This window comes from Streptomyces sp. NBC_01142, assembly GCF_026341125.1.
In the GTDB taxonomy this organism is placed as follows: domain Bacteria; phylum Actinomycetota; class Actinomycetes; order Streptomycetales; family Streptomycetaceae; genus Streptomyces.
In genome coordinates this window covers 2,397,891-2,420,412 of the sequence record NZ_JAPEOR010000001.1, presented here as the reverse complement: position 1 = coordinate 2,420,412, position 22,522 = coordinate 2,397,891, and the positions used below count along the sequence as shown (strand labels likewise).

Annotated in this window: 20 protein-coding genes and 1 pseudogene; 4 read left to right on the top strand and 17 right to left on the bottom strand. The window is 72.1% G+C overall.

Going from position 1 to position 22,522, the window contains the following annotated elements:
• Positions 1–17: 17 nt before the first annotated feature.
• From OG883_RS11065 to OG883_RS11050, 4 genes and pseudogenes are all read left to right on the top strand, one after another.
• A pseudogene (locus OG883_RS11065) lies at positions 18–191 on the top strand (Fe-S-binding domain-containing protein); the annotation flags it as partial.
• Positions 192–196: 5 nt separating this feature from the next.
• On the top strand, positions 197–1,036 hold the full coding sequence (gene fdhD, locus OG883_RS11060; protein ID WP_266541413.1) for a formate dehydrogenase accessory sulfurtransferase FdhD: 840 nt from the start codon (positions 197–199) through the stop codon (positions 1,034–1,036).
• 175 nt (positions 1,037–1,211) lie between these two features.
• Positions 1,212–2,735 carry a hypothetical protein gene (locus OG883_RS11055; RefSeq protein WP_266538402.1) on the top strand — a complete coding sequence of 508 codons (1,524 nt, stop codon included), beginning with the start codon at positions 1,212–1,214 and terminating at the stop codon, positions 2,733–2,735.
• A gap of 23 nt (positions 2,736–2,758) precedes the next feature.
• Entirely contained in the window at positions 2,759–3,082 is a 324-nt protein-coding gene (locus OG883_RS11050) for a hypothetical protein (RefSeq protein WP_266538399.1), read from the top strand.
• 24 nt (positions 3,083–3,106) lie between these two features.
• Here the strand turns inward: OG883_RS11050 and OG883_RS11045 are convergent, their stop codons facing one another.
• From OG883_RS11045 to OG883_RS10965, 17 genes are all read right to left on the bottom strand, one after another.
• Positions 3,107–4,444 carry a protein kinase gene (locus tag OG883_RS11045; RefSeq protein WP_266538397.1) on the bottom strand — a complete coding sequence of 446 codons (1,338 nt, stop codon included), beginning with the start codon at positions 4,442–4,444 and terminating at the stop codon, positions 3,107–3,109.
• Positions 4,444–5,298 (bottom strand): PP2C family serine/threonine-protein phosphatase, encoded by an 855-nt coding sequence (locus OG883_RS11040; RefSeq protein WP_266538394.1) that lies wholly within the window; start codon positions 5,296–5,298, stop codon positions 4,444–4,446. Before OG883_RS11040 ends, OG883_RS11045 begins: the two co-directional genes overlap by 1 nt.
• On the bottom strand, positions 5,295–5,963 hold the full coding sequence (locus OG883_RS11035) for a tellurium resistance protein (protein WP_266541410.1): 669 nt from the start codon (positions 5,961–5,963) through the stop codon (positions 5,295–5,297). Before OG883_RS11035 ends, OG883_RS11040 begins: the two co-directional genes overlap by 4 nt.
• 63 nt (positions 5,964–6,026) lie before the next feature.
• Complete coding sequence (locus tag OG883_RS11030; protein WP_266538391.1) at positions 6,027–6,161, bottom strand: hypothetical protein; 135 nt, start codon at positions 6,159–6,161, stop codon at positions 6,027–6,029.
• 58 nt (positions 6,162–6,219) lie between these two features.
• Positions 6,220–7,800 carry a hypothetical protein gene (locus OG883_RS11025; RefSeq protein ID WP_266538388.1) on the bottom strand — a complete coding sequence of 527 codons (1,581 nt, stop codon included), beginning with the start codon at positions 7,798–7,800 and terminating at the stop codon, positions 6,220–6,222.
• A complete protein-coding gene (locus tag OG883_RS11020) occupies positions 7,797–10,259 on the bottom strand; it encodes a GTPase-associated protein 1-related protein (RefSeq protein ID WP_266538385.1) in 2,463 nt (820 codons plus the stop codon). The genes OG883_RS11025 and OG883_RS11020 overlap by 4 nt, the downstream gene beginning before the upstream one ends.
• Positions 10,256–11,416, bottom strand: coding sequence for a hypothetical protein (locus OG883_RS11015; RefSeq protein WP_266538382.1), 1,161 nt, complete (start codon positions 11,414–11,416; stop codon positions 10,256–10,258). Before OG883_RS11015 ends, OG883_RS11020 begins: the two co-directional genes overlap by 4 nt.
• Before the next feature lie 70 nt (positions 11,417–11,486).
• Positions 11,487–13,784, bottom strand: a complete 2,298-nt coding sequence (locus tag OG883_RS11010) for a hypothetical protein (protein WP_266538379.1) — start codon at positions 13,782–13,784, stop codon at positions 11,487–11,489.
• Between the two features lie 92 nt (positions 13,785–13,876).
• On the bottom strand, positions 13,877–14,284 hold the full coding sequence (locus tag OG883_RS11005) for a (2Fe-2S) ferredoxin domain-containing protein (RefSeq protein ID WP_266538377.1): 408 nt from the start codon (positions 14,282–14,284) through the stop codon (positions 13,877–13,879).
• Positions 14,281–15,369 carry a bile acid:sodium symporter family protein gene (locus OG883_RS11000; RefSeq protein WP_266538374.1) on the bottom strand — a complete coding sequence of 363 codons (1,089 nt, stop codon included), beginning with the start codon at positions 15,367–15,369 and terminating at the stop codon, positions 14,281–14,283. Before OG883_RS11000 ends, OG883_RS11005 begins: the two co-directional genes overlap by 4 nt.
• A 178-nt stretch (positions 15,370–15,547) precedes the next feature.
• Positions 15,548–16,273 (bottom strand): GntR family transcriptional regulator, encoded by a 726-nt coding sequence (locus tag OG883_RS10995; RefSeq protein ID WP_266538372.1) that lies wholly within the window; start codon positions 16,271–16,273, stop codon positions 15,548–15,550.
• A gap of 129 nt (positions 16,274–16,402) precedes the next feature.
• Positions 16,403–17,449: a proline racemase family protein gene (locus tag OG883_RS10990; RefSeq protein WP_266538369.1), complete on the bottom strand. Its 1,047-nt coding sequence runs from the start codon at positions 17,447–17,449 to the stop codon at positions 16,403–16,405.
• The gene (locus OG883_RS10985; RefSeq protein WP_266538367.1) at positions 17,446–18,447 is read right to left on the bottom strand and encodes a proline racemase family protein; all 1,002 of its coding nucleotides are present in this window, start codon (positions 18,445–18,447) and stop codon (positions 17,446–17,448) included. Before OG883_RS10985 ends, OG883_RS10990 begins: the two co-directional genes overlap by 4 nt.
• Positions 18,448–18,530: 83 nt before the next feature.
• Entirely contained in the window at positions 18,531–19,433 is a 903-nt protein-coding gene (locus OG883_RS10980; RefSeq protein WP_266538364.1) for a dihydrodipicolinate synthase family protein, read from the bottom strand.
• Between the two features lie 98 nt (positions 19,434–19,531).
• Positions 19,532–21,007 carry an NAD(P)/FAD-dependent oxidoreductase gene (locus OG883_RS10975; protein WP_266538362.1) on the bottom strand — a complete coding sequence of 492 codons (1,476 nt, stop codon included), beginning with the start codon at positions 21,005–21,007 and terminating at the stop codon, positions 19,532–19,534.
• Positions 20,988–21,302 carry a (2Fe-2S)-binding protein gene (locus tag OG883_RS10970; RefSeq protein ID WP_266538359.1) on the bottom strand — a complete coding sequence of 105 codons (315 nt, stop codon included), beginning with the start codon at positions 21,300–21,302 and terminating at the stop codon, positions 20,988–20,990. Before OG883_RS10970 ends, OG883_RS10975 begins: the two co-directional genes overlap by 20 nt.
• Positions 21,299–22,495, bottom strand: coding sequence for an FAD-binding oxidoreductase (locus tag OG883_RS10965; RefSeq protein WP_266538356.1), 1,197 nt, complete (start codon positions 22,493–22,495; stop codon positions 21,299–21,301). The genes OG883_RS10970 and OG883_RS10965 overlap by 4 nt, the downstream gene beginning before the upstream one ends.
• Between the last annotated feature and the right edge of the window lie 27 nt (positions 22,496–22,522).

Genomic DNA, 22,522 nt, shown 5'->3' with positions numbered 1-22,522 from the left:
TCGCTCGGCCGCTCGACCGGACGGAGACGACCACGGTCTGCGCCTGTTGCGGCGTCGGCTGCAAGCTCACTCTGCATCTGCAGGAGAATGAATTCTTCAAGGTCACTTCGCCTCACGACAGCCCGGTGACCCACGGCAACCGCTGCATCAAGGGCCGCTTCGGCTTCCAGCACGTACAGAATCGGATGTGATCGTCATGGGACGGGTCACCGAGCGCCGCCGCACCATCCGCATCAGGGGCGGGGCGGTGTCGACCCGTCCCGACACCCTGGTCGCCGAGGAGCCTCTGGAGATCCGGCTCAACGGCAAGCCGCTCGCGATCACCATGCGCACCCCGGGCGACGACTTCGCGCTCGCGGCGGGCTTCCTGGTCAGCGAGGGCGTGCTCGGGGCGGCGCGCGAGATACGCACCATCGTGTACTGCGCCGGTGCGAAGGACGACGGCACCAACACGTACAACGTGGTGGATGTCCAGCTCGCGCCGGGCGTGCCCGTCCCCGACATCACCCTCGAGCGCAACGTCTACACCACGTCCTCCTGCGGTCTGTGCGGCAAGGCCAGCCTCGACGCCGTACGCACCATCGCCCGCTTCCCCATCGCCGACACTCCCCCGCTCCGCGTCGAGCCCGCTCTGCTCGCCGGCCTCCCCGACCGCCTGCGGGCGGCGCAGCAGGTCTTCGACCGGACCGGGGGGCTGCACGCGGCGGCGCTCTTCTCGGAGGAGGGGGAACTGCTCGACATACGGGAGGACGTCGGCAGGCACAACGCTGTCGACAAGCTGGTCGGCCGGGCGCTCCAGGACGACCGGCTGCCCCTGTCCCGGGTGATTCTGCTGGTCTCCGGGCGGGCGTCCTTCGAGCTCGCCCAGAAGGCGGTGATGGCGGGCATCCCGGTGCTCGCCGCCGTCTCCGCCCCGTCGTCGCTCGCTGTCGACCTGGCCGCCGAGACGGGGCTGACCCTGATCGGTTTTCTGCGCGGTCCCAATATGAACGTGTACGCGGGCGACGAGCGCATCGCCCTGAGCACCGAGGTCTGAAGTGCCTTGGTTGCACGGGATTCGGGACCGGTCGGCGGGATCGCCCTGTGGCGGCCGGGTCCCACCGCAGGAGGCCGGACGACCGGCCGGGTTCGGCCGCCTGGCCTGCTGAAATCGGCGGACAGATCCACCGTGTCTCCCTAGGCTGGGAATGGCATCACCAGGAGGGGGACCGATGACGCCAGCACCCATGCCGCTCCTGCCGCAGTACCGCGAGGACGCCGTCACCCGGCTGCTCTGCGCGCACACGCATCTCGACGAGGACTTCGCCCAGGAAGTACTCGACGAGTTCACCGCGGACCGGCTCAAGGCGATCGGGCTGCCGCTGGGCATCAACCTCGTGGCGCTCGTACGGCACGCCAGGGCGGCGCAGCAGCGCCGGAGGTTACGTGACGGGCAGCTCGCCGTGCTCCTGCTCACCATCGTCGCCTCGGTGATCGCGGCACTCGCCTCGCTGGGCAACGGCCACCGGAGCGCGGCCGCCGCGTTCGGCCTGGCCGCCGCATTCGCGCTGGTGGTGGCGGCAGTCGTCGTCCACCGCAGCGGACACTCCGCGTGGCGGGCAGCCCGCGGCGTCTACCGGGGGCAGGAGAAGCCGCAGGACCTCGCGGCGCCCGTGGAGGCGGCGACGGAGGACCGGCTCAAGGCACTGCGCCTGGCCAACGTCGTCCCGTACGACGCACACGTCGAGGCCGACAACCCCTTTGTCGGAAGCGGCGAGAAGATCAAGGAGGACGTCTGGCCGAGCATCGACGTCGGCCGGCCGGCCGACGCACCCGGCGGCGGCAAGCTCACGCTCATGCCGTTCGACGCGGTGGGTCTGCACACCTACATGGCGCGGGGGATGGGCGCTGTCGCGGGCCTGGAGGGCCTGCGGGCCCGTAACCGCCTCTACGTCCGCGGGCTGCATGTGCCGAGCCTCGGCGCGCAGTTGCTGCCCGATCCGCTGCGCCGCCCTCTTCCGCGGATCGACAAACAGCTCGTCCAGGCCGGTGTGATCCGGCCCGGCGGCGGGATGCGCACCTATCTCAGCCTGGAGATGGTCGGCAGCGGCGGCAAGTATGTGGTGTCGATGCATCTGCGGGCGCGCCTCACGCAGAACCGGCTCTCCTGGCAGGTCGCCGCCTATGTGCTGCCGCCGGTGCACATCCGGTTCAGCCATGTCGCCTATCTGCCGCTCGGCGGTCTCGAACAGTGGTGGGCGCTGGTCCGGTTCACCGCCACGAGTCTGCGCTGGATGCTGCTGGGGGCCTTCGGACGGATGCGGCGCCGGCGTGCCCGGAGCGTGAGGCACGAGCGCGAGCTGCGGAAGATCCGGCGCGAGATCACCAAGTACCACGCCGCGTACGACTACGGGGCGCTGGACAGTCTGCGTGAGCGGGCCGCGGACCTGGACACGATGGACTTCGACGAGCGCATGGACGCGCAGGATGCCTTCCAGCGGCTCCAGCAGGGCGTACTGATTGCGACGGAGAAGTTCCTCATCGACCACAACGTCGACACCAGCGACTTCGACCGCGCCCAGAAGGTGATCAACAACCAGACGTACAACATCGGCAACGTCAACGGGCCGAGCAACATCGGCAACCAGGGAAACATCGCCATCGGGCAGCAGGGGCACGGCCAGGGACCGGGCGGCTATGCAGGGGGCGGGGGCGGGGCTCAGCAGTCCCCGCAGGCGGGCGGCAAGACCACTTAGGGCACAGCAGGGTGAGGAGAGAGATGAGTACGTACAACTTCCGGGGCTCGATCAACGGCCCCGGCAACTTCGGTGACCACGGAAAGATCGTGGTCAACAACGGCAGTTCACCCGCCGAGGCGGTACGGCTGGCGGGCGAGCTGATCCGGCAGTTGCAGGCGGAGCGGCCCGAACTGGTCGGCGAGGCACAGCTGTTGCAGGGCGAGATCGTGGGTGCGGAACAGGAGGACCGCGCACTCGACCAGGGCCGGGTGCGCGGCTGGCTGGACACGATCCAGGCGGGGGCCGGCGCGGGCAGCGCCGCGCTGGCCCTCGCCCAGGCGCTGGGCGGCGCCGTCGGCCTGTAGGGGCCGAAGGCGCGTGGCCCCTCGTCAGTCCGGGCGTACGACCGCCCGCGCCGCGGACCCCAGGTCGAACTCCAGACCCGCGCGCAGCGGCACCGTCTGGCCCGGCGCCACCTGCTGGGTGGTGCCGTCCGACTTACGGGCCGTCCAGTTCTCGCCGGACCGGTTGGCCAGCCCGTACTTGCCGGGTTTCTGCGGATGCTCGACCAGTTCCGCGACGACTGTGGCGTCGTCGTAGCGGTGCCGGACCGGCTCGGCGACCAGATGGTGCGCGTACACCCTGGCCGCCCGGCGCAGCCGCACGTTCCGTTCGACCTTGGGCCGGAGCGTGGTGACGACCAGCCGCGGCGGCAGGATGAGCGTGCGCCCGCAGGACCAGCAGGTTCCGGGGGTGGCGGACTGCGGTTCCGTCATGTTCTGCCGTCCGCATTCGGCACAGACGACGATGGAGTCGCGTACCTCGCTCAGTGCGTGGCGCCACTGGGTTTCGCGGACCCGGCGGGTGCCGTCGTGCAGGCCTTCGGTGAAGTTCTGGGTGAAGAGCTTCTGCAGGATGGGCGGAGCGGCGGCCCATGTCGCGAGCACGGTGCCGTGCTCCACGGGGTCGGGCCGGTTGTCGTCGTTGACGGGGTCGAAGACGAACACCGGCCGCTTGCCGTACAGCCGCTTCTCCGCCGCCTCGTCGAGACAGCGGATCTCCAGCTCCGCCCGCCCCTTGAGGGGGTGGTGGTTCATCAGGAGCATGAACAGGAGCACGGACAGCGAGTGCAGGTCGGTCTGGGTGCCGGGGACGGCGCCGGGTTCGCCGCGGACCAGTTCCGGCGCCATGAACTCCATGGTTCCGGAGATCCCGGTGCTGTCGCCCTCGCTGACGGCATTGTCGTTGTCGCAGACCAGTACGTCGCCGTTGTCCGGGTCGAAGAAGATATTGCCCCAGGAGATGTCCCGGTAGGCGATGCCCCGCGAGTGCAGCGACTGGTAGGCCTCGACCATGTTGAGCCCGGCCGTGACCAGCGCCAGCGGGCTGGTCCGCAACTGCCTGCGGAACAGTGCGGGCAGGCCCTTGTACCGGTCGGGCCGGATGTCCATGAGGTAGCCGAAGCCGCCGGCGCGGCCGCCCGTCACGAACGACTGCGGCCACAGGAACCGGTCGTCGTCGAACTCACGGCCCACCAGGCCCTCGACGATGTGCTGCTGCTCGGGTGTGGCACAGGCCGGGTAGTACCACTTGAGCGCCTTGTCGACGGTCGGCGTCTTCACCCGGTAGACCTCGCCCTGGCCACCGGCGCCCAGCATTCCGGCGACCGCCACTTCGTCCCCGGTGTCCGTCGTGAGCCGGACACCGCTGTCAAGCATGCCGGACATCAGTCCTCCGTTTCGGTGAGTGCGGGAGCGGGACGCCGAAGGCGTGCCACGACCGCGGTGGTGTCGTCGCCGGAGTAGCTGCCGGCACGCGCCAGCCAGGCCGGCAGGGCCTCGCGGATCGCGAGGGGACCCTCGGCCGCGATCCGCTGGTCCATCTCCTGAACGAACCGTACGAAGCCGTCGCGGGCCGCGAAGCTGTTGGAGAGGCCGTCCGTGGAGAGGGCGACAAGGCGCGGCAGCCGGGCCCTGTCGCTGACCGGGGCCCAGTGCACACGCACCAGGTCCCATGCCTGGCGGCTGCACATCGACTCGGTCTCGTCGCCCAGTTCGGGTGTCGCGGGGGCAAGCGGCTGGGCGACGGTGCCGTCCGCGTCGACGACCATCAGGTCGCCGTCGCCCAACTGCCAGGCAACGAAGAGCCCTTCGGTGAGGACAGCGCCGATCAGCGTGGTGCCGTACGCGCGCAGCAGTTCATGGGCGGGGGGTTGCGGTTCCCCCTCTTCGGTGCGATGCCGCTTGACGACCCAGTCCTGCCAGGTGCGGACGAGTTCGCGCGGCACGCGGTCGTGGGCATCCGCCCACAGCCGCCGCAGCCCGCCGCCCCCGGCCTGGCGGGCTCGGGCGGCGAAGTCCGTACCGGACAGCTTGAAGACGTCGACGGCGTAGCGCGCGCCGAGGTGGCTGAGGGGGTGCGCGGCGGAGCCATGGCCGTCGGCGACCGCCAGCACCACGGTGCCGTCGGGAATGGTCTCGGCGTCACTCCAGTCCTGGTTCAGCGACTTGGCCGGCCCCTGGGCACTGCCGCTGAGAATGTCCCAGTCCGGGTCCCGGATCTCATGGTGCGGCACGCTCACCACACATCATCGTCATCGTCGTCGTCCAGGACGGGGGGCGCGAAGGCCGGGGGAGCCTGCTTCGCGCCGGGTGTGCCGCTCGCCACGGGTTGCGACGCGGCCTTGACCGCTGCCGTGGAGGCCCAGCGGATCGCGGCGGCGAGCTGCTTGGGACTGTTGGCGTCCAGTACCTGGAGTTCGGGGTTGGCGAGGAACTCCTGGAGCACGCTCCGGTCGGCGTCCGCGCCGATCGCGATGGCGACGCGGACCGCCTTCTTCCCCCACGGGGTGGCGTCGATGGCCTTGAGGCCCTCGCGCCATTCGTCGAGCGGCTGGCCGTCGGAGACGAGGGCGAGCACCGGCTTGAGCGCCCGCTGCGGCATGGGCGGCGTCTCCAGCTCGCGGGCGACGGCATAGAGCGCGTCCCCCAGGTTGGTCCCGCCGTCGACCTGTACGTCCTGCCAGGTGAAGCTCTCCACCGGGACGGGGTCGGCGACATGCCAGGTCGCGACCGACGAGAACGTCAGGACGCGCAGCAGCAGTTGGGCCGCCGGGTTGTCGTGCGCCACCGACTGCATCTCCGGGACGGCCTCGCGGATGGCGTAGTTGAGCTGTCCGATCTTGTCGCCCATCATCGAATAGGAGACATCGAGAATCCAGATGAAATGAACCGGTCGGTTCTCCATCGGGCCGCCGGGAATGTCACTCACTGCATGTCCTCCTCCCTGCCGCTGTGCGCGGGCGGGCCCTCATTGGGGCAGCGTCCGGGTCAGCAGCAGTCCTACTGTCAACAGCACGGCAGCGGCGGCAATGACGACCGCCACAATGAACAGGCCGAGCACGACACGCCGTTGACGTGCCGTGTGATCAGGTACGTAACTCATCCGCGGCGCCTCCGTACTCTGCCGTCGGCCTCGACCCCAGACCTGCGGGCTGCGTCCGTCATCGCTTCGCCGCCTCACTGGTGAGCAGGGGTTTGACGGGCAGTCCGGTTCTGGAGAGCAGCCACAGAACGGACTCGGCGGCCCGTCGGCTCTCCCCGTCGAGGGCTCCGGCGCCGGTGGCCGCCTGAGCGCTTACCGCCCAGTAGCGGGTGTCGCCGAAGTCGTGTCCCAGACTCTGCACCAGGTCCCCCAGACCGATCCGGGTCAGCCACTCGTCGATCCGGGTCCCGGGCGTCGGCAGCGAGTCCAGCTGGTCCAGTACGTCGCGTTTGGTGACCACGGTGGCGACCGGGGTCCTGGCGCGGCGGCCGGACATCGCGGCGAACTCGCCCGCCAGCCGGTCGTAGGTGTCCTTGGGCCCCTCGGGCGAGGGGCGCGCGTCGACGGTGCGCCGGGCGTCGCTCCCGCCGAGCGCCCGGCGTACTTCCGGTTCCGCGAGGACGTCGGCGACGAGCACCACACCGTCGGCGTGTGCCAGGTACTGCTGTTCCCGTACGACACCGGCGTCACCGAAGGTCTCCCCCATCGGGTCGTACAGATACAGCAGCCGGCGTCGCCGCCCGCGCGTGACCTGGAGCATGAACGCCCTGGGCTGTGGAGCGGCCGTCTTCTGCACCCAGCCGTCCTGGTCCAACTGGCTCTTGAGCCGCTGCAGTTCACGCTGGTCCTCGGAGGTGGCGTAGTCGACCGAGAGCTGTCCGCGGTCCGACCAGGAGCGCAGCCCGGCCACCATCGCGGCCATCAGCATGGTCTTGCCGGACGAGGTGCCGCCGACGATCGGCACATGCACGATCCGCATGGTGCCGAGTGATCCGGGCAGGGCGAGATCGCAGTGCGGGCAGTACGACATCATCTTGTGGCGGCCCGTCAGGAAGCTGGTGTTCAGACGCTTTCCGCAGGCGCAGACCCGCCTGAGCACGCCGAACCGGCCGGCCCTCAGCCTGCGGTGGGCTGCCGTGCAGTCGGGGCAGTGGTAGACCGGCAGATCGATCGGCCGGTAGCAGCCCGGGTACGGGCACTTCATACGGATCCTGCGGACCAGCAGCCCGGCCCGGTCCAGGCCGCGCAGGGCGAGCGCCGCCGCCGCGAGGGCCCCCGACACCACCGCCAGGAGTGCCCCGAAGAGCAGGAGGACGAGTATCAGGAAGAGCGCGGCGGCACTCGCTCCCACGACGGCCCCGAGGCCGAACCCGGGGCCGGTGAGCGTCATCACGGTGGTCGTGAAGGCGTTTTCGCCCGGGCTGGAGGAGGGGCGCCGTCCACGCAGCAGGTTCCTGGCGGAGGTGCCCAGCCACTCGGTGACCAGCCTCCGGCGCAGGACCGACACCGCCGTGGCGACGGCGCTGGCGACGTCCTCGAGCACCTGGCGTGCCCAGTAGGAGAGTTGAGCGGGCTCGTCCTGCGACACGGGCACGATGCGCGGGTCGGCGGCGCCGGTCCGCCACGGGCCCAGCCGCCGCCCGATGGCGGCGACGGCCTTCGTTGCCGCGGCCGGGAAGGCGTACAGCGCCACGAAGAGCGCGATGACGCCGGTGAAGGCCGCAAAGGTCAGGAGGGGGTACGACAGCCATGGGCTCATCGGCGGCGCTCCTCACCGGGAGCGGTGGTGCCCGGCGAGCCGGGTCCCGGGGGCGTCTCGGGCGGTTTACGGCCGAGCAGCCGGCCGCCCAGCCGGGCGATCCGGCCCGGCCGGTTCCACTCCTGGAAGTCGCGGGCCCACCGGCCGCCCGGCCGCTCCAGGTGCCGTACGACTTCCGCGACGGCCTCCGGGGGCAGCCGGCGCACGACAGGGCGCAGCACATCGGCGAGGAGCGTGGTGCGGGTCCTCTCCCATGCGGAGTTGAGACCCGGGCCGCTGGACCAGTGGAAGAAGCACGCGGCGACATAGGAGGGCGACGTGCGCAGCCGGCCGAGCACCGTGTCACCGCGGGCCATGGCCAGATAGGCGCCGAGCAGGTCCGGGTCGCCCGAGCGGGCGAGCTGCTCCAGTTCGCCCGGCGGCGGCTGGGGGGACAGCAGCGTGCCGGCGATGGCGCCGCCGATCCGCTCGGCGATGGCAGGCTCCAGGGGCGTGGTCATCCGGCACAGGGCGACGGACTGCTCGGTGAAGCCGGGGGTGGCCCGGCCGTCGGCGATCTGCCCGGCGAGGGCGAGCAGGGAGAGAGCGCTGCGGGTGCGCGGCTCCAGGGCGCCGGTCGTGTAGCGCAGCAGGTCGGCGGCGAGTTCGGGAGCGTCGGGATCGCGGGCGGGCGCCGCCAGGGCCGCCTCGGTCACCCGGCGCTCGATACCGGACGACGCAAGCCAGTCCGGCGGCAGCTGGTTGAGCAGGAACCGTGCCTGTCCCGGGGTGATGGGACGCTCCGCCCAGGCCAGCCGGTAGGCGGTGCGCAGTACGGCGGGGCGGCCCTTGTACGCGTGCCCCGCTTCGGCGACCAGGGCGTGGAAGGCCCGTACCGGGTCGTCGTCGCCCGGCGGTCGGCGCCCGGCCGCCTCGCCCATGCGCAGATGGGGAGTGTCGGTGAGATCCACGTCCGGCATGGCGCCGCGGACGACGGCGGCGAGGCGGACCGGGTCGCCGGAGGCAGCGGCCAGGTCGAGTTCGCCCAGGACGGCGCCGCGGATACCGGGGTGGCGGCCGAGCGCGGCGGCGACGGCGGCCGGGTCCTCGTCCGCACTCGCCGCACTGTGCGCGCTCGCCGCGCCGGGAGAGCTCGCCGCGCCGGGAGAGCTCTGCGCGCTGTGCGAGCTCTGCGCGCCGAGCAGCGCGGCGGAGGCCCGTTCGGCCAGGAGTGGCAGCACTCCCGTGGTCTCCACGCTGAGCGCGTCGGCCAGATCGAGCAGGGCGAGGACCAGGTCGAGCGGGGCCCGGCCGACCGATGCCAGGGTGCCGAGCAGCTCCTCCTTGAGCGATGCGGTCGCCGCGTGGTCGGCCATCCGTCCGAGCTGTGCGGCGAGGGGGCCGAAGGCGAGCCACTCCTCCGAGGTCCGGGGGTCGCCTCCCTCGGCGAGGGTGGCCAGCAGCGGGCCCCAGAACTCGGCGTCGTGGGCGGGCCCGTGGCGGGTGGCCCAACGAGCCGCCGCCGCCCGGCCCGCCGAGTCGAGGGCCACACACTCGGCGGCGGCGACCGCGGCAAGCCGGCCGTGGTCGAAGGGCCCGCCGTCCGCGCCTTCGGGCGGCAGCTTCTCCGCGGCGGTGAACAGCTTGGGCAGCCCCGCGGTCCAGACGCGGGCGGCGACCGACGCCCAGCCGTCCTCGCGGGCGGGGCCGGACGCGCCGCCGGTGCTGTCGTGGACGCGATAGCGGTGGTCGGCGCCGCCGGAGAAGGTGAAGTCCGCGTCGGGGAAGATCCCGACGATCTGCTGCCGCGCCTGGAGGGGGCGCCGGGTGTACGAGGTGAAGGTGAGCCGGTCCGCCAGTTCGCGCGGCAGGACGGCGCTGGCCAGGGCGATCCACTGCATGATGTGGTGCGCGTCGCGTTCGACGACGATCAGCTGAGGCGCGTCGGGCGCGGCGAACAGGGCTCGTACATCGGCGAGGAAGGCAGGCAGCCGCTCGGCCCTGGCGGCGGCGAAGGCGGTGAGTCCCGGCCGGTCCATGCGACGGCCCGGCGGGAGTGCGGTGAGTGGCTCGGGGCGGCCGCCGTCCGGCGTGCCCCGGGACCAGGAGGGGGATTCCCACAGCTCCACGGGGAGCAGTCCGGAAGGAACGGGTTCGTCGCCCGGCAGCCAGATCGCGTGGGCATGAAAGTTGCCGTAGCGGCCGCTGTAGTCCGCTCCGGTGTAGACGCTGCGGCAGAGCAGCCGGCTGCCGTCCGAGAGCGTGCTGTGAGTGAACGCTGCGGGAAACAGGCCCAGTTCACTCGCCGAGGGACGGCTGGGGGCGTCGCGCGGCGGCTCGTATCCGACGAGCTGCTCGATCTCGCGCAGCAGATTGGCGGGTACGGTCTCGCTCACCGCGGTGAAACGGAATCCGGAGCCGTCGGGCCCGGGCGCGGCGGAGGTGTAGTGCAGCTGGGGCAGGTGGGTGCTGCTGTTCATGAGCCGCCTCCCTTGGTCTTGCGTACGGGCAGCAGGCCGCGCCGGGCCAGCAGCCAGAGCAGCGGGTCCTCGACCCGGACCGGCTGAGGGCCCGACTTGGGCACATCGGCCGGTGCGGTGGCGGGCGGCGACGAGCCGAGCGCGGAGAGCCCGAAGAAGGAGATATCGGCGAAGTCGCGGTCGAGCCGACGGTGGAGTTCACCGCCGTCCCAGCCCTCCAGCAGGGAGCGCACCTCCTCGTGCACGGCGATCCGTCCGGCGTCGTCGAACGTCCCGCCGTCATGACGGGCGTTGCGCAGCAGCGGCGACTGGTGCGGCAGCAGGGGCCTGACCATGTCGGTTTTGGTCAGCGTCACGGCCACCGGGGTGGACACCTTGCCGCGCGCACCGCGCCGTCCGTGGCCGCGCAGCTGTCCTGCGATGTCGGCGGCTATCTGCTGCGGCGAGGTCTCCACACGCGGCAGTGGCGGCCCTTCGCCGGTCGGCAGTTCCTCTCGTACGGAGGGGAGCTGGAGGGGATCGACGAGAAGAATGATGCCGTCGGCGGCGGCGAGGTAATCGGTGTAGCGGTCCACGGCCTCCGCGTCCCCGAGATCCTCGCCGGCCGCGTCGAAGAAGACGAGCGCGGTGTGCCGGGTACCGTCGCCGAACCGTCCGGCGCTGGGCAGGCTGAGGCGGTACAGCAGCGGCTCGTTGAAGCCGAGCGCGGCCGGCGGTGTCGTTCCGGGCAGGTGCAGCCGGTCGTACAGCTCGGCCGCCATCTCCTTGTCGCGGCGCTGGGTGTCACTGCCCATGGCGGCCAGGGCGCCCCGGTAGGCGCTGCCGACGCGGTGGCGCAGTTCGTTGACCAGGACGGTGACATAGGTGCTCTTGCCGGTTGCCTTGGCGCCGACCAGCGCGATGATGCGGCTGTCCTGGTCGCAGTAGTCGCTGGGCAGGTCACTGTGGCAGGAGGTGCAGACCCGGACCGGGGTGAGCACCCCGCAGTGGGGGCACCCGGCCCGGTTTCCGCCGAGCCCCAGCCGCCGCCCGACATCGAAGACGGGGCCGCGCATCCGGGCCTGGGGCGCCACAGCGCTGCCCTTGAACTCCGCCCAGGTGTCGTCGCGTTGGGGCGAGCAGGGCTGCCTGCCGCCACGGACGCCGGTGCGGGTCATCAGACAGCGGTAGCGAAGCCGGGAGGCGGGTCCGCGGGCGAAGCAGTAAGGACAGATGACGGTTGTCACGTCAGCGCACCACCAAGCGTTCGTGCGGGGGTTCTTCGAGTCGCGCGGAGTCCGCGCGTGGGCCGAGCAGAAAGGCGCGGAGGCTGTACGGCGGGCTCTCGCCCGGCACCGCCACGTCCACGTCCCGCTGGACGGGGGCGCCCCGGCCGATCTCGGCACCGCTCAGTCGCAGCACGGTGGCTCCGTCCTTCGGATTGCGGGGACGGGGCGGCGCCATCCTGCCGGTCCCCCCACCGGCGCGGGCGACCAGTACGAGGTCGGGCAGATCCGGGCCGCCGTCGGAACCGGCAGCGTCCGCGTACTCGGTGCGTACGATCACACGGCGCCGACGGCCCGCCCGCCAGCGCGGTTTCACCACGTCGTACGAGACGGCCAGATACGGCGGCAGGAGCGCCGGCGCCCCGGCCTCGACGGGGATCAGCACATCGGCGTCGGCGAGGGTGACGGGGGCGGCTCGGAAGCGGGCCCCGGCGGGGGTGACGGTCAGCTCGAGGCCTCCTCTGGTCCGGTAGGCCGACTTGGTGACGGTCCTGCGGTGTTCCTCGCCCGACTGCTCCCAGCGGACCAGTACGCAGTCGGCGTCGCCCGGCCAGTCGAAGGTGACCCGCGCCTCGTCGGGCACATCGCGGCTCACTGCCAGGTTCTCGACGGGGGCGGGCAGTTCGATGCTCACCGAGGGGCCGACGCAGGCCCGGTCGCCGAGGACGCTCACGGCGGTCAGCCGGGCTCGGGTGCCACGCGGCGGCCACAGTTCCAGGCGGTGTCTGCCCTCGGTGCGCGGGGTGGGCGTGGGCGCGCCCGGGCTGCGCCCCCAGACCACCTCGGCGGGCAGGTCCCGCACCGGCACGTCGGCGCCCTGCGCGGGGACGGGACCGGGCAGGTCGACAAGGCGCACCTCGGCTCCGGTGCCTCCGGTCCAGTCGGCGGCGAGACTGCCGGGGTGCTCCCCCGGGGCGACATCGAGCCGGGTGACGGGCTCGGGCCAGCGGTGCACGGTGGCGCACACGGTGACACCGGCCGACGTCGTCTCTGCACCGTCGGCCGTGCGGTAGCGGCAGCGGATCGTGTAGCGGTGCTCTCCCGGGCCCAGTGGGGCGTCCGTGAAGCCGTCGCGGTCCGCCGTCACGGCTGTGGGCTGCGCCGCGTGCCGTTCGACGAGGACGCCGCGTGCCAGGGGCGGCGTCTGCCAGCGGGCGGTGACGCGTGCGCGTGCGTCGGTCAGCCGGGGGTCGGCGACCTCGGGGGCGAACAGGACGGCGGCGCTGACCGCGGGCAGTTCCCGGATGCGCGGCCCGTCCACGCCGTCCAGCGGGAGGACCGCGTAGCGAAGCTGTTCGCCCAGCGGCGCCGTGGTGTCGGTGAGGGCGGTACGGCCGGTGGCGTCGGCCAGTTCGGTCCACCGGCCCGGTCGTCCGCGCAGCACCCGGTACGGTCCGGTGGCGCCCGACCACTCCACCTGGATGCCGTCGGTCAGGACCCGGGCGGTGACGGATCCGGTGGAGGCTGCGGCTGCGGCCGACGCGGTGCGTAACAGGGCTTCCACCGCCGCGGGTTCGTCGACGGCGATCCGCGCCGCGCGCAGGTGCAGCGCGGCGGCAGCGGCCGGGTCGCCGGTGCGCTCCAGCCGTAAGCCGTCGGCCAGGAGCGCCTTCACCTGGCCGGTACGGTGCCCGATCTGCCGCAGGAGCCGGCCGAGCCGCTGGTCCCCGCCGGGGTCACCGAGCGCGGTGGCGTACTCCTGCGCCCGGCGCAGCCGTTGTGCGCGCCAGGCGTCCACGATGGCCTCGGCGCTCTCGCGCAGATCGGCTGTGCGCATCGGTTCGGTCCTGACGGCGAGTGCGAGGGCTTCGGCCTCGGCGGGAGCGGTGCCGAGCTCCTGGGCGGCCTCGGTGACACAGCCGCGCGGGTGCGCCTGCAGCAGTCCGACAAGTTCGTAGAGGGCGAGCCGGCGCAGTCCCATCGGGTCGCTTGCGAGGATCCGGTCGTAGCGCGCGAAGAGGGAGGTGACGCAACTCCGGTCGGTGTCCGGGACCGCGAGCCATGCGTCGCGCGCCTCGGCGAGCGCCGCGCGGTTCACATGGCGCCAGTGCCGGCCCCGGCCCGGCACCTGCAGCCCGTCCAGGATCCGGAAGCGCACCGCTGTCGCGGAAATGCCGGGAAAGAGCGCGTCCACCGCGTGCCGCAGCCCCAGCCGGCGCTGCTCCGCGAAGAGTTCGCCGGCCTCCGGGACCAGTGGTGATCTGGGCAGGGGTGGGACGGCTGCGGGCAGCCCCAGTAAGTGCCCGAAGTGCTGCCGCATCAGTCCGTCCCCCGCGTCACGACCGTGCTTCTATCTCAGCAGATCGCGATCACTCGTGTCGCCGCTTTGCGGAATCGTCGCAGGACAGTGACTCAGCGGACCCGGCGGCGGGCTTCGGAAGGGGCCGGGATCAGTTGCAGCGTCAGTGTCTCGGGCGGCTCGGCGAGGCCGGGCCCGCCCGCCCGCACCCAGGCCAGGACATCGTCGATGCAGTCGTCGTCGAGCGCCCAGCCGATCCAGGAGGCCCGGGCTCCGCGGCGGCGGCCTTCCGTGGAGGGCTGGACCACGATCACATTCGCCTGCCCGCAGGGACCGAGGCATTCGCTGGTCCGTACGGCGAGCCGCCCGCCGGACGCGGCGGCCGCCTCGCGCAGCCTGGCCAACTGGCCCTCGTGGTCGGTGCCGGGATGCTTGCGCGCGTCACCGCAGCAGCAGCCGCGGCAGACGACCAGGGTGCAGGGGCGGGCGCCGAAAGGGCGTATGGCGTACGTCGTCGTCACCGGGTGATCTTGTCAGGCGCGGGGCTCATCGGCATCGGCGCCCCACCTGCCTCGCCCGCACCGGAGTCCCCCGCACCGGACTCCCCTGCACCGAACTCCCCCGCTCGCGGATCCCGGTCCCGCGCACGGCGCTTGGCGATCACCGCGCAGACCATCAGCTGCATCTGGTGGAACAGCATCAACGGCACTACCGCCAGGCTCGCCTGGGCCCCGAACAGCACGGTCGCCATCGGCAGTCCCGCCGCCAGGCTCTTCTTCGACCCCGCGAACTGGATCGCGATCCGGTCCTCCCGGCCGAAGCCCAGCCGCTTCGACCCGTACCAGGTCAGCGCCAGCATCGCCGCGAGCAGCAGCGCCTCGACGCCCAGCAGCGCGCCCAGCCTGACCGGCGTCACCTGGTGCCAGACGCCCGCGACCATGCCTTCACTGAAGGCCGTGTAGACGACCAGCAGGATCGAGCCGCGGTCGACATGGCCGAGGGCCTTCCTGTGGCGGGCCAGGAAGCCGCCGACCCCTCTTCGCAGCAACTGCCCCGCCAGGAACGGCACGAGCAGCTGGAGCACGATCTTCAGCAGCGAGTCCGCCGAGAAGCCGCCCCCGCTGCCGCCCAGCAGCAGCGCCGCCAGCAGAGGCGTGAGCAGGATGCCGGCGAGGCTGGAGAAGGATCCGGCGCAGATCGCCGCCGGCACATTGCCGCGCGCGAGGGAGGTGAAGGCGATCGATGACTGGATCGTCGACGGCACCAGGCACAGGAACAGCAGTCCGCTGTAGAGCTGCGGCGTCAGCACCGCGGGCTCGAGCCCCTTCGCGGCAAGTCCCAGCAGCGGGAAGACCACGAAGGTGGCGGCGAGGACGGTCAGATGGAGCCGCCAGTGCTTGAGCCCGTCGAGCGCCTCGCGGGTCGACAGCCGTGCGCCGTAGAGGAAGAAGAGGAGAGCCACGGCCCCGGTCGACGCGCCGCCGACCACATCGGCCGCTCCGCCCGAGGCCGGCAGCAGTGCCGCGAGTCCCACGGTTCCCAGCAGCGCCATGATGTACGGGTCGATCGGCAGCCAGGACGGCAACTGCGGCGTGCGGCGGCTCATGTGCTCCACTTGCTTCTCGGTTCAGGGCGTGCTCTCCATGCTCCTCCCGAACCAGGCGATCGGGAATCCCGTACACCGCACTGACTGTCATCACGGATCACGATGTCTCCGCAGATGCGTCACGGACGAGCAGACGCGTCACGGACGAACAGGGGCCGACACTCCCGGTGTGTGTCCGTCAGCCCTTGCCGAGACTGCTCTTCCCGAGGCTGCGCTTGGGGCGCGGCTCCACCGGCTCGTCACGGGCGAGCGCCCACAGCGAGCGGACATGTCCGAGATGGCGCGCCATGCACTCCTCGGCGGCGGTCCCGTTCCCGGCCACCATCAGATCCAGCAGCTCCACATGCTCCTCTGCGGAGGAGATCAGCTGCCCCCGCTCGTCGAGCCGGGTGAGCCCGTAGAGCCGGGAGCGCTTGCGCAGATCCCCCACCGCCTCGACCAGCCGTTCATTGCCGGCCAGTCCGAGAAGACCGAGGTGGAAGCGGCGGTCCGCGTCGAGATATCCGATGAGGTTGTGCTCGCGCGCCTGCACCACGATCTCCTCGGCGACCGGCCGCAGTTCCTCCAGCTGTTCCACGGTCGCGGTCCGGGTGACCTTGCCGACCGTCGGCACCTCGATCAGTGCCCGCAGTTCGGTGTACTGGTCGAGGTCGCGCTCGCTGACCTCGGTGATCCGGAAACCCTTGTTGCGTACGGGCTCGACCAGACCCTCCCGGGCGAGGTCCAGCATCGCCTCGCGCACCGGCGTGGCGGAGATGCCGAAGTCGGCGGCGAGGCCGGGCGCGGAGTAGACACTGCCGGGGCGCAGTTCACCGGCGACCAGTGCTGCGCGCAGGGCGTGGGCCACCTGGTCGCGCAACCGCTCCTGGGCCGTGATCAGATTGCGCTGCTTCAGGTGGCCCATGGCACGTCCTCCGAGAATCCGCCGAAGGGCAAGCGTACAATGTCACGTTTCGCCGTCGGGGCGCGGTGACCTGCTCCCGGCGGCGCTACTCCTCGGCACCCCCCGGGCGTGCGCGCACCGTCGGCCGCGTCACAGCTCGAAGCCTGTCGCCAGGGTGTCGTACGGGTCGAGTACGAAGGTGTGCTCGCCGGTGCGGTAGGCGGCTCCGGTGACCTCGGTGACCGTGCCCTCCTCCGTACGGGAGATCACCCGGCCGCTGAAGACCGTACCGACGACCGACTCGTGGTGCAGGGTGTCGCCGGGCCCCAGGCGGCCGTCCTCGGCGAGCAGGGCGAGCCGGGCCGAGGTGCCGGACCCGCACGGCGAGCGGTCGATCTGCCCCTCGGCGAAGACGGTCACGTTCGCCTGGGCGGGACCGGCGGCCGTGTCCGGCAGATCCTCGTACAGGATCACCCCGTAGACACCTGACAGCAGCGGGCTCTCGGGATGCCAGGTGGCGGGGTGGCCGGCCAGGGCGGCGCGGATCTCGCGTCCGGCGCGGACGAGCTGGGGCAGCGACCCGCGGTCGACGTCGAGGCCGAGCTGCGCCGCCGGCAGCGAGGCGTAACAGGCGCCGGAGTGCGCGACATCGACGTCGGCGGTGCCGAAACTGGTGGCGACCGGGATCTTGCGGGCACTCACGCGGGCCGGGACATTGCGGAAGGAGACGGCGGTGGTGCGGCCGTTCTCGCGATGGACGGTGGCCGCGACCCGCCCCGACGGGACATCGATACGGATCTGCACGGAGCCGTCGTCGGGGGCGGTGACCCGTCCGCTGTCCACCGCCCAGGCACCGAGGGCGAGGGTGCCGTGGCCACACGCGGTCGAGTACCCGTCCTTGTGCCAGAACAGCACACCGAAGTGGGCGCCGTCGTCGTCGGGCGGTACGACGAATCCGCCGTACATACCGGCGTGCCCACGCGGCTCCTGCACCAGAAGCTGCCGGATGCGGTCGAGCGGCCCGGGGCGAGGTGCGGTGCCCGAACCGCCGGCGCCGACAGCGGCGGCACAGCGCTCGGCCACGGTGTCTCCGGGGACCGGGGGCAGGCCGTCGACGACGATACGGAAGGGCTCACCGGCGGTGTGGTAGTCGGTGGTGCGGACCACGGTCCCGGCGGGGCGGGTGGGCTCGGTCATAGGAGGAAGCCTCCGGGGAACGGATCGGAGGGGTCGAGGAAGTACTGCGCGGTGCCGGTGATCCAGGCACGGCCGGTGACCGTGGGGACGACGGCGGGCAGACCGCCGACGGTGGTCTCCGCGACGAGCCGGCCGGTGAACTCGGTACCGATGAACGACTCGTTGACGAAGTCGCGATCGAGCGGAAGTTCGCCACGGGCGTGCAGCTGCGCCATCCGGGCGCTGGTGCCGGTGCCGCAGGGAGAGCGGTCGAACCAGCCCGGATGAATGGCCATCGCGTGCCGGGAACGTACGGCGTCGGAGCCGGGGGCGGCGAGGTAGACATGCTTGACCCCGCCGATGTCGGGGTTCTCGGGGTGCACGGGACGGTCGGTTGCGTTGATGGCGTCCATGACGGCGAGCCCGGCGGCGAGCAGATCGTCCTTGTGTGCCCGGTCGAAGGGCAGACCGAGGGCTTCGAGGGAGACAAAGGCGTAGAAGTTGCCGCCGTACGCGATGTCGTAGGTGACGGTGCCGTGTCCGGGTACTTCGGCCTTGCGGTCCAGCGCGAGGCAGAAGGCCGGGACGTTGGTGAGCGTGACGGACTTCGCCGCCCCGTCCTCGACATCGACGTCCACGCTCACCAGCCCGGCAGGGGTGTCGAGCCGGACCGTGGTGACCGGCTCGGTGACGGCCACCATGCCGGTCTCGACCAGGACGGTGGCGACTCCGATGGTGCCGTGGCCGCACATGGGAAGCAGCCCGGAGACCTCGATGTAGAGCACGCCGTAGTCGGCGTCGGGCCGGGTGGGCGGCTGGAGGATCGCGCCGCTCATGGCGGAGTGACCGCGCGGTTCGTACATCAGCAGGGTGCGGATGTGGTCGAGGTGTTCGATGAAGTGAAGCCGTCGTTCGGCCATGGTGGCGCCGGGGATCACGCCGACGCCACCGGTGATGACACGGGTCGGCATGCCTTCGGTGTGCGAGTCGACGGCGTGGTAGATGTGGCGGGTGCGCATGGGGATCCTTTCCCTGTCTGCCGCTTCGGGCCTTCGGCCGCCTCAGGTCCGTCTTCAGGTCCTCGGCCGCTTCAGGTCCTCGGCTACTTCATGCCCTCGGCGAGGGCCTTCCCGGTGGCGGCGCGCACGGATGCCTCCTGCTCCCCGGTGAGCGCCAGGCGGGGCGGGCGGGTAGGACCGCCGGGGCGGCCGGCCAGATCCATCGACAGCTTGATGGCCTGGACGAACTCGGTCCTGGAGTCCCAGCGCAACAGCGGGTGAAGGGACTTGTAGAGCGGCAGCGCGGACTCCAGGTCCCCGGTGACGGCGGCGTGGTAGAGGGCGGCACAGGTGGCGGGAAGGGCGTTGGGGTAGCCGGCGATCCAGCCGACCGCGCCGGCCAGGGCGAGTTCGAGCAGGACGTCGTCGGCGCCGACCAACAGGTCGAGCGAGGGGACGAGTTCGGCGATCTCGTAGGCTCGGCGGACATCTCCGCTGAACTCCTTGACGGCGACGATGCTGCCCTCGTGGTGCAGCCGGGCCAGCAGGGGCGGGGTGAGGTCCACCCGGGTGTCGTGCGGATTGTTGTACGCGACGATGGGCAGGCCGGAGCGGGCCACTTCGGCGTAGTGGCCGGCGACGGCCTCCTCCTCGGCACGGTAGGTGTTGGGCGGCAGAAGGAGGACGGACCCGGCACCCGCCTCGGCGGCGTCGTCCGCCCAGCGGCGCGATTCCGTACTGCCGTAGGCGGCGACGCCGGGCATCACCCGGTCCCCGTCGCCCGCCGCCTCGACGGCCGTACGGACGACCCGGGAGCGCTCCTCGTCGGTGAGGGTCTGGTACTCGCCGAGGGAGCCGTTGGGGACGACGCCGTCGCAGCCGTTCTCGATGAGCCAGGCGACGTGCTCGGCGTAGGCGTCGTAGTCGACGGAGAGATCATCACGCAGAGGGAGGGCGGTAGCGACCATGATGCCGTGCCAGGGGCGCATACGGGGTGCGGGTGCCATAGGATCTCCTAGAGTGAGGTGTGACATTTTACTAGGGGGTGTGATGCGGCCACAAGGGCGAGCAGCCGCTGCCGCAGAGCACGGACTGCTGACCGCGGTCAGCAGTCCGTGCTCTGCGGGTCTGCGGTGGCCGGAGCGGCCGGGCCCGGCAGGCCCGCCAGGTGCGCGAGCGGTACCGGACAGGACAACGGCCGCCGGTCCGGGGCGGGTTCGTCCCCCGCCAGGCTCGCCACCGCCGCTCCGCACATCCGGCCCTGACACCACCCCATACCGGCGCGGGTCATCAGTTTGACGCTGCGGACGTCGTGCGCGCCGAGGTGGTCGACGGCCTCTCTGATCCTTCCGGCCGGCACTTCCTCGCAGCGGCACACGGTGGTGGTGTCCTCGAGCCAGCCGGTCCAGCCGGGGCCCGGCCGGTGGGCGGCCGCCATGGCGTCGGCGAAGGCACGCAGCCTCCTGCGGCGCCGGGCCAGTGCCGCGATACGGCCCGCGGCCGGTGTGCCGTGGAGCGCCGGAGTCCCGCGCAGCGTGCGTACGACGGAGACGGCAGCCAGTTCGCCCTCGGTCAGGGCGAGTTCCGCGCCGCCGATGCCGCCGGTCTCGCCCGCCGACCAGATGCCGTCCACGGAGGTCCGCAGCTCGCCGTCGAGTCGCAGGGCGACAGTGCCGTCCGCCGCCCTGCGGGTGGCACAGCCGAGTGCGGTGGCAAGCTCGAGCTGGGGAAGCAGACCGTGGCCCACCGCGACCGCGTCGCACGGAATGCGCCGCCCGCTGCCGGGCACCGGCCGCCACTCGGGGTCGACCCGCGCGACGGTGACGGCCGTGACGCGGTCGGTGCCGTGCGCGGCGACGACCGCATGCCTGCCGAGCAGCCTCACCCCGTGCCTGAGCAGTGCGCCGCCGTGCACCGCGCCCTCGACGAGCTTGCCCGGATTACGGACCAGGGACGGAAGTTCGGCGGCGTACGCCCGGTAGGAGGACGCTTCCACAACGGCGGGGACCGTGGCGCCCGCTGCCGCCAGCGATCCGGCCACGGCCAGCAGCAGGGGGCCGCTGCCGGCCACCACGATGCGCCTGCCGGGCAGCACCAGACCGGACTTGAGCATGGCTTGTGCGCCGCCCGCGCCGACCACGCCGGGCAGCGTCCAGCCGGGAAACGGCAGCTGGCGCTCGTACGCTCCGGTCGCGAGCAGCACGGCGGACGCGCGGACCGCGGCGGAAGTCTCTTCCACCCCGGCAACGGCGTGCAGGGTCCAGCGGTCGCCTTCCCGCACCACGGTCCACACATGGTGGGAGGGCAGGCAGCGGATCCGTCCGGCGCGCCGGTGCGTTTCCAGCCGGTCGGCGCGCCCGGCGAAGGCACGCCAGGCGTGGTGCAGGGCTTCGGGCCTGGCGGCCCCGAGACCGGGTGCGGGATGCCGGTAGAACTGGCCGCCGGGCCGCTCCCCCGCATCGAGCAGCGTCACTCGCAGCCCGAGGTCCGCGGCGGTGACCGCGGCGGCAAGCCCGGCGGGTCCCGCGCCGACGACAGCGAGATCGGCCGGGGTGGCGGGCTCAGACGGCGAGGTCGTCATGGCCGGTGCCCTCCTGGGTGGTGATCGCGTCGCCCGGACGGGCCGGGACGAGACAGGCGCGCTGGTTGGGGCGGCCGTTGATGGTCGCGAGGCAGTCGTAGCAGGCGCCGATTCCGCAGAAGGCGCCGCGTGGCTCGCCGCCTTCACGGGTGGTGCGCCAGGCCAGGATGCCCGCGGACCAGAGGGCGGCGGCGACGCTCTGTCCGGGCAGGGCATCGATCGGGCGGCCGTCGAAGGTGATCTCGTACGGACGGCCGGGCTCGGCACGCACCAAGGAGGCAGGGGTTCTGGTCACTGTTTCTCTCCCGTCCGGCCGCTTCCCGTCCGGTCGCTTCCCGCCCGGTCGAATCGCTCGGGCCGGAACGGCCCCAGCCCCAGAGCCGGTTGTTCCCCGCGCAGTGCCGCTGCGATCAGCAGCCCGGTGGCCGGGGCGAGTCCGATGCCGGCGCCCTCGTGACCACAGGCGTGGAGGAGACCGGGCACCCGAGGGTCGGGGCCGATGGCCGGCAGATGGTCGGGCAGATAGGGCCGGAAGCCGTGGTACGTACGCATGATGCGCACCTCTCTCAGGACCGGGAAGAGCACAGCCGCCTGGGAGGCGAGGCGGCGCAGCGCCTCGGTGGAGAGGCTGCGGTCGAAGCCGACGCGCTCCCGGGTGGCGCCGATCAGGACGGGCCCGGACGGTGTGCCTTCGACCACGGCGGAGGACTGGAGGGCGGCCGAGCCGCTGGCGACATCGGCGATGTAGTCGGCGGCGTACACCTTGTGGCGTACCACGCGCGGCAGCGGCTCGGTGACCAGCACGAAGCCGCGGCGCGGGAGGACGGGCAGTTCGGTGCCCGCCAGCCGGGCCAGCGCTCCTCCCCAGGTGCCGGCGGCGTTGACGACGGAGGGTGCGAGGAGTTCCCGGTGCGGGGTGCGTACGCCTCGGATCTCGCCGCCGGGTGAGGTGAGGAAGCCGGTGACTGCTTCACCGAGGTAGGTCTGCGCGCCCAGGAGACCTGCCGCGCGCAGCAGTTGCGCCGCCGCGAGGGCGGGCTGGACCTGGGCGTCCTGCGGATAGTGGAAGCCGCCCGCCGAACCGTCCGCCAGGTGGGGTTCGAGGTCACGGAGCCGGTCGGGAGGGATTTCGTACGCCTCGGCGCCTGCCGCGCGCTGCCCTTCGGCGAAAGCGCGAAGGGCGGTGAGAGCGGTCTCGTCGGGCGCCACGACGAGACCGCCCTTGGGCTCGTACTCGGTCTCCGGTGGGAGAGTTTCGGCGAGTTCGCGCCAGAGTCGGGTGGACAGCAGCGCGAGGTCGAGCTCCGGGCCCGCCTCCTTGTCGGAGACGAGGAGATTGCCTTCCCCGGCGCCGGTGGTACCGCCCGCGACGGAGCCTCGGTCGACGACGGCGACGGCGAGGCCGGCGCGGCTCGCATAGTAGGCGCAGGCCGCTCCGACGACGCCGGCGCCGATGATGACGGCGTCCAGGGTGTGTCTGTTGGGCACGACAGTAATATGTCACATTTCTAGAGA

What these genes read in the sequence shown, in the direction of transcription:
- OG883_RS11020 (WP_266538385.1), bottom strand. Translation starts at nt 10,259, where the DNA reads ATGAACAGCAGCACCCACCTGCCCCAGCTGCACTACACCTCCGCCGCG.
- OG883_RS11035 (WP_266541410.1), bottom strand. Translation starts at nt 5,963, where the DNA reads ATGGAGAACCGACCGGTTCATTTCATCTGGATTCTCGATGTCTCCTAT.
- OG883_RS10990 (WP_266538369.1), bottom strand. Translation starts at nt 17,449, where the DNA reads ATGACCGAGCCCACCCGCCCCGCCGGGACCGTGGTCCGCACCACCGAC.
- OG883_RS11050 (WP_266538399.1), top strand. Translation starts at nt 2,759, where the DNA reads ATGAGTACGTACAACTTCCGGGGCTCGATCAACGGCCCCGGCAACTTC.
- OG883_RS11025 (WP_266538388.1), bottom strand. Translation starts at nt 7,800, where the DNA reads ATGAGCCCATGGCTGTCGTACCCCCTCCTGACCTTTGCGGCCTTCACC.
- OG883_RS11045 (WP_266538397.1), bottom strand. Translation starts at nt 4,444, where the DNA reads ATGTCCGGCATGCTTGACAGCGGTGTCCGGCTCACGACGGACACCGGG.
- OG883_RS11000 (WP_266538374.1), bottom strand. Translation starts at nt 15,369, where the DNA reads ATGAGCCGCCGCACGCCGCAGTTGCCGTCCTGGCTGCCGATCGACCCG.
- OG883_RS10985 (WP_266538367.1), bottom strand. Translation starts at nt 18,447, where the DNA reads ATGCGCACCCGCCACATCTACCACGCCGTCGACTCGCACACCGAAGGC.
- OG883_RS10995 (WP_266538372.1), bottom strand. Translation starts at nt 16,273, where the DNA reads ATGGGCCACCTGAAGCAGCGCAATCTGATCACGGCCCAGGAGCGGTTG.
- OG883_RS11015 (WP_266538382.1), bottom strand. Translation starts at nt 11,416, where the DNA reads ATGACCCGCACCGGCGTCCGTGGCGGCAGGCAGCCCTGCTCGCCCCAA.
- OG883_RS11010 (WP_266538379.1), bottom strand. Translation starts at nt 13,784, where the DNA reads ATGCGGCAGCACTTCGGGCACTTACTGGGGCTGCCCGCAGCCGTCCCA.
- OG883_RS11030 (WP_266538391.1), bottom strand. Translation starts at nt 6,161, where the DNA reads ATGAGTTACGTACCTGATCACACGGCACGTCAACGGCGTGTCGTGCTC.
- fdhD (WP_266541413.1), top strand. Translation starts at nt 197, where the DNA reads ATGGGACGGGTCACCGAGCGCCGCCGCACCATCCGCATCAGGGGCGGG.
- OG883_RS10980 (WP_266538364.1), bottom strand. Translation starts at nt 19,433, where the DNA reads ATGGCACCCGCACCCCGTATGCGCCCCTGGCACGGCATCATGGTCGCT.
- OG883_RS10975 (WP_266538362.1), bottom strand. Translation starts at nt 21,007, where the DNA reads ATGACGACCTCGCCGTCTGAGCCCGCCACCCCGGCCGATCTCGCTGTC.
- OG883_RS11055 (WP_266538402.1), top strand. Translation starts at nt 1,212, where the DNA reads ATGACGCCAGCACCCATGCCGCTCCTGCCGCAGTACCGCGAGGACGCC.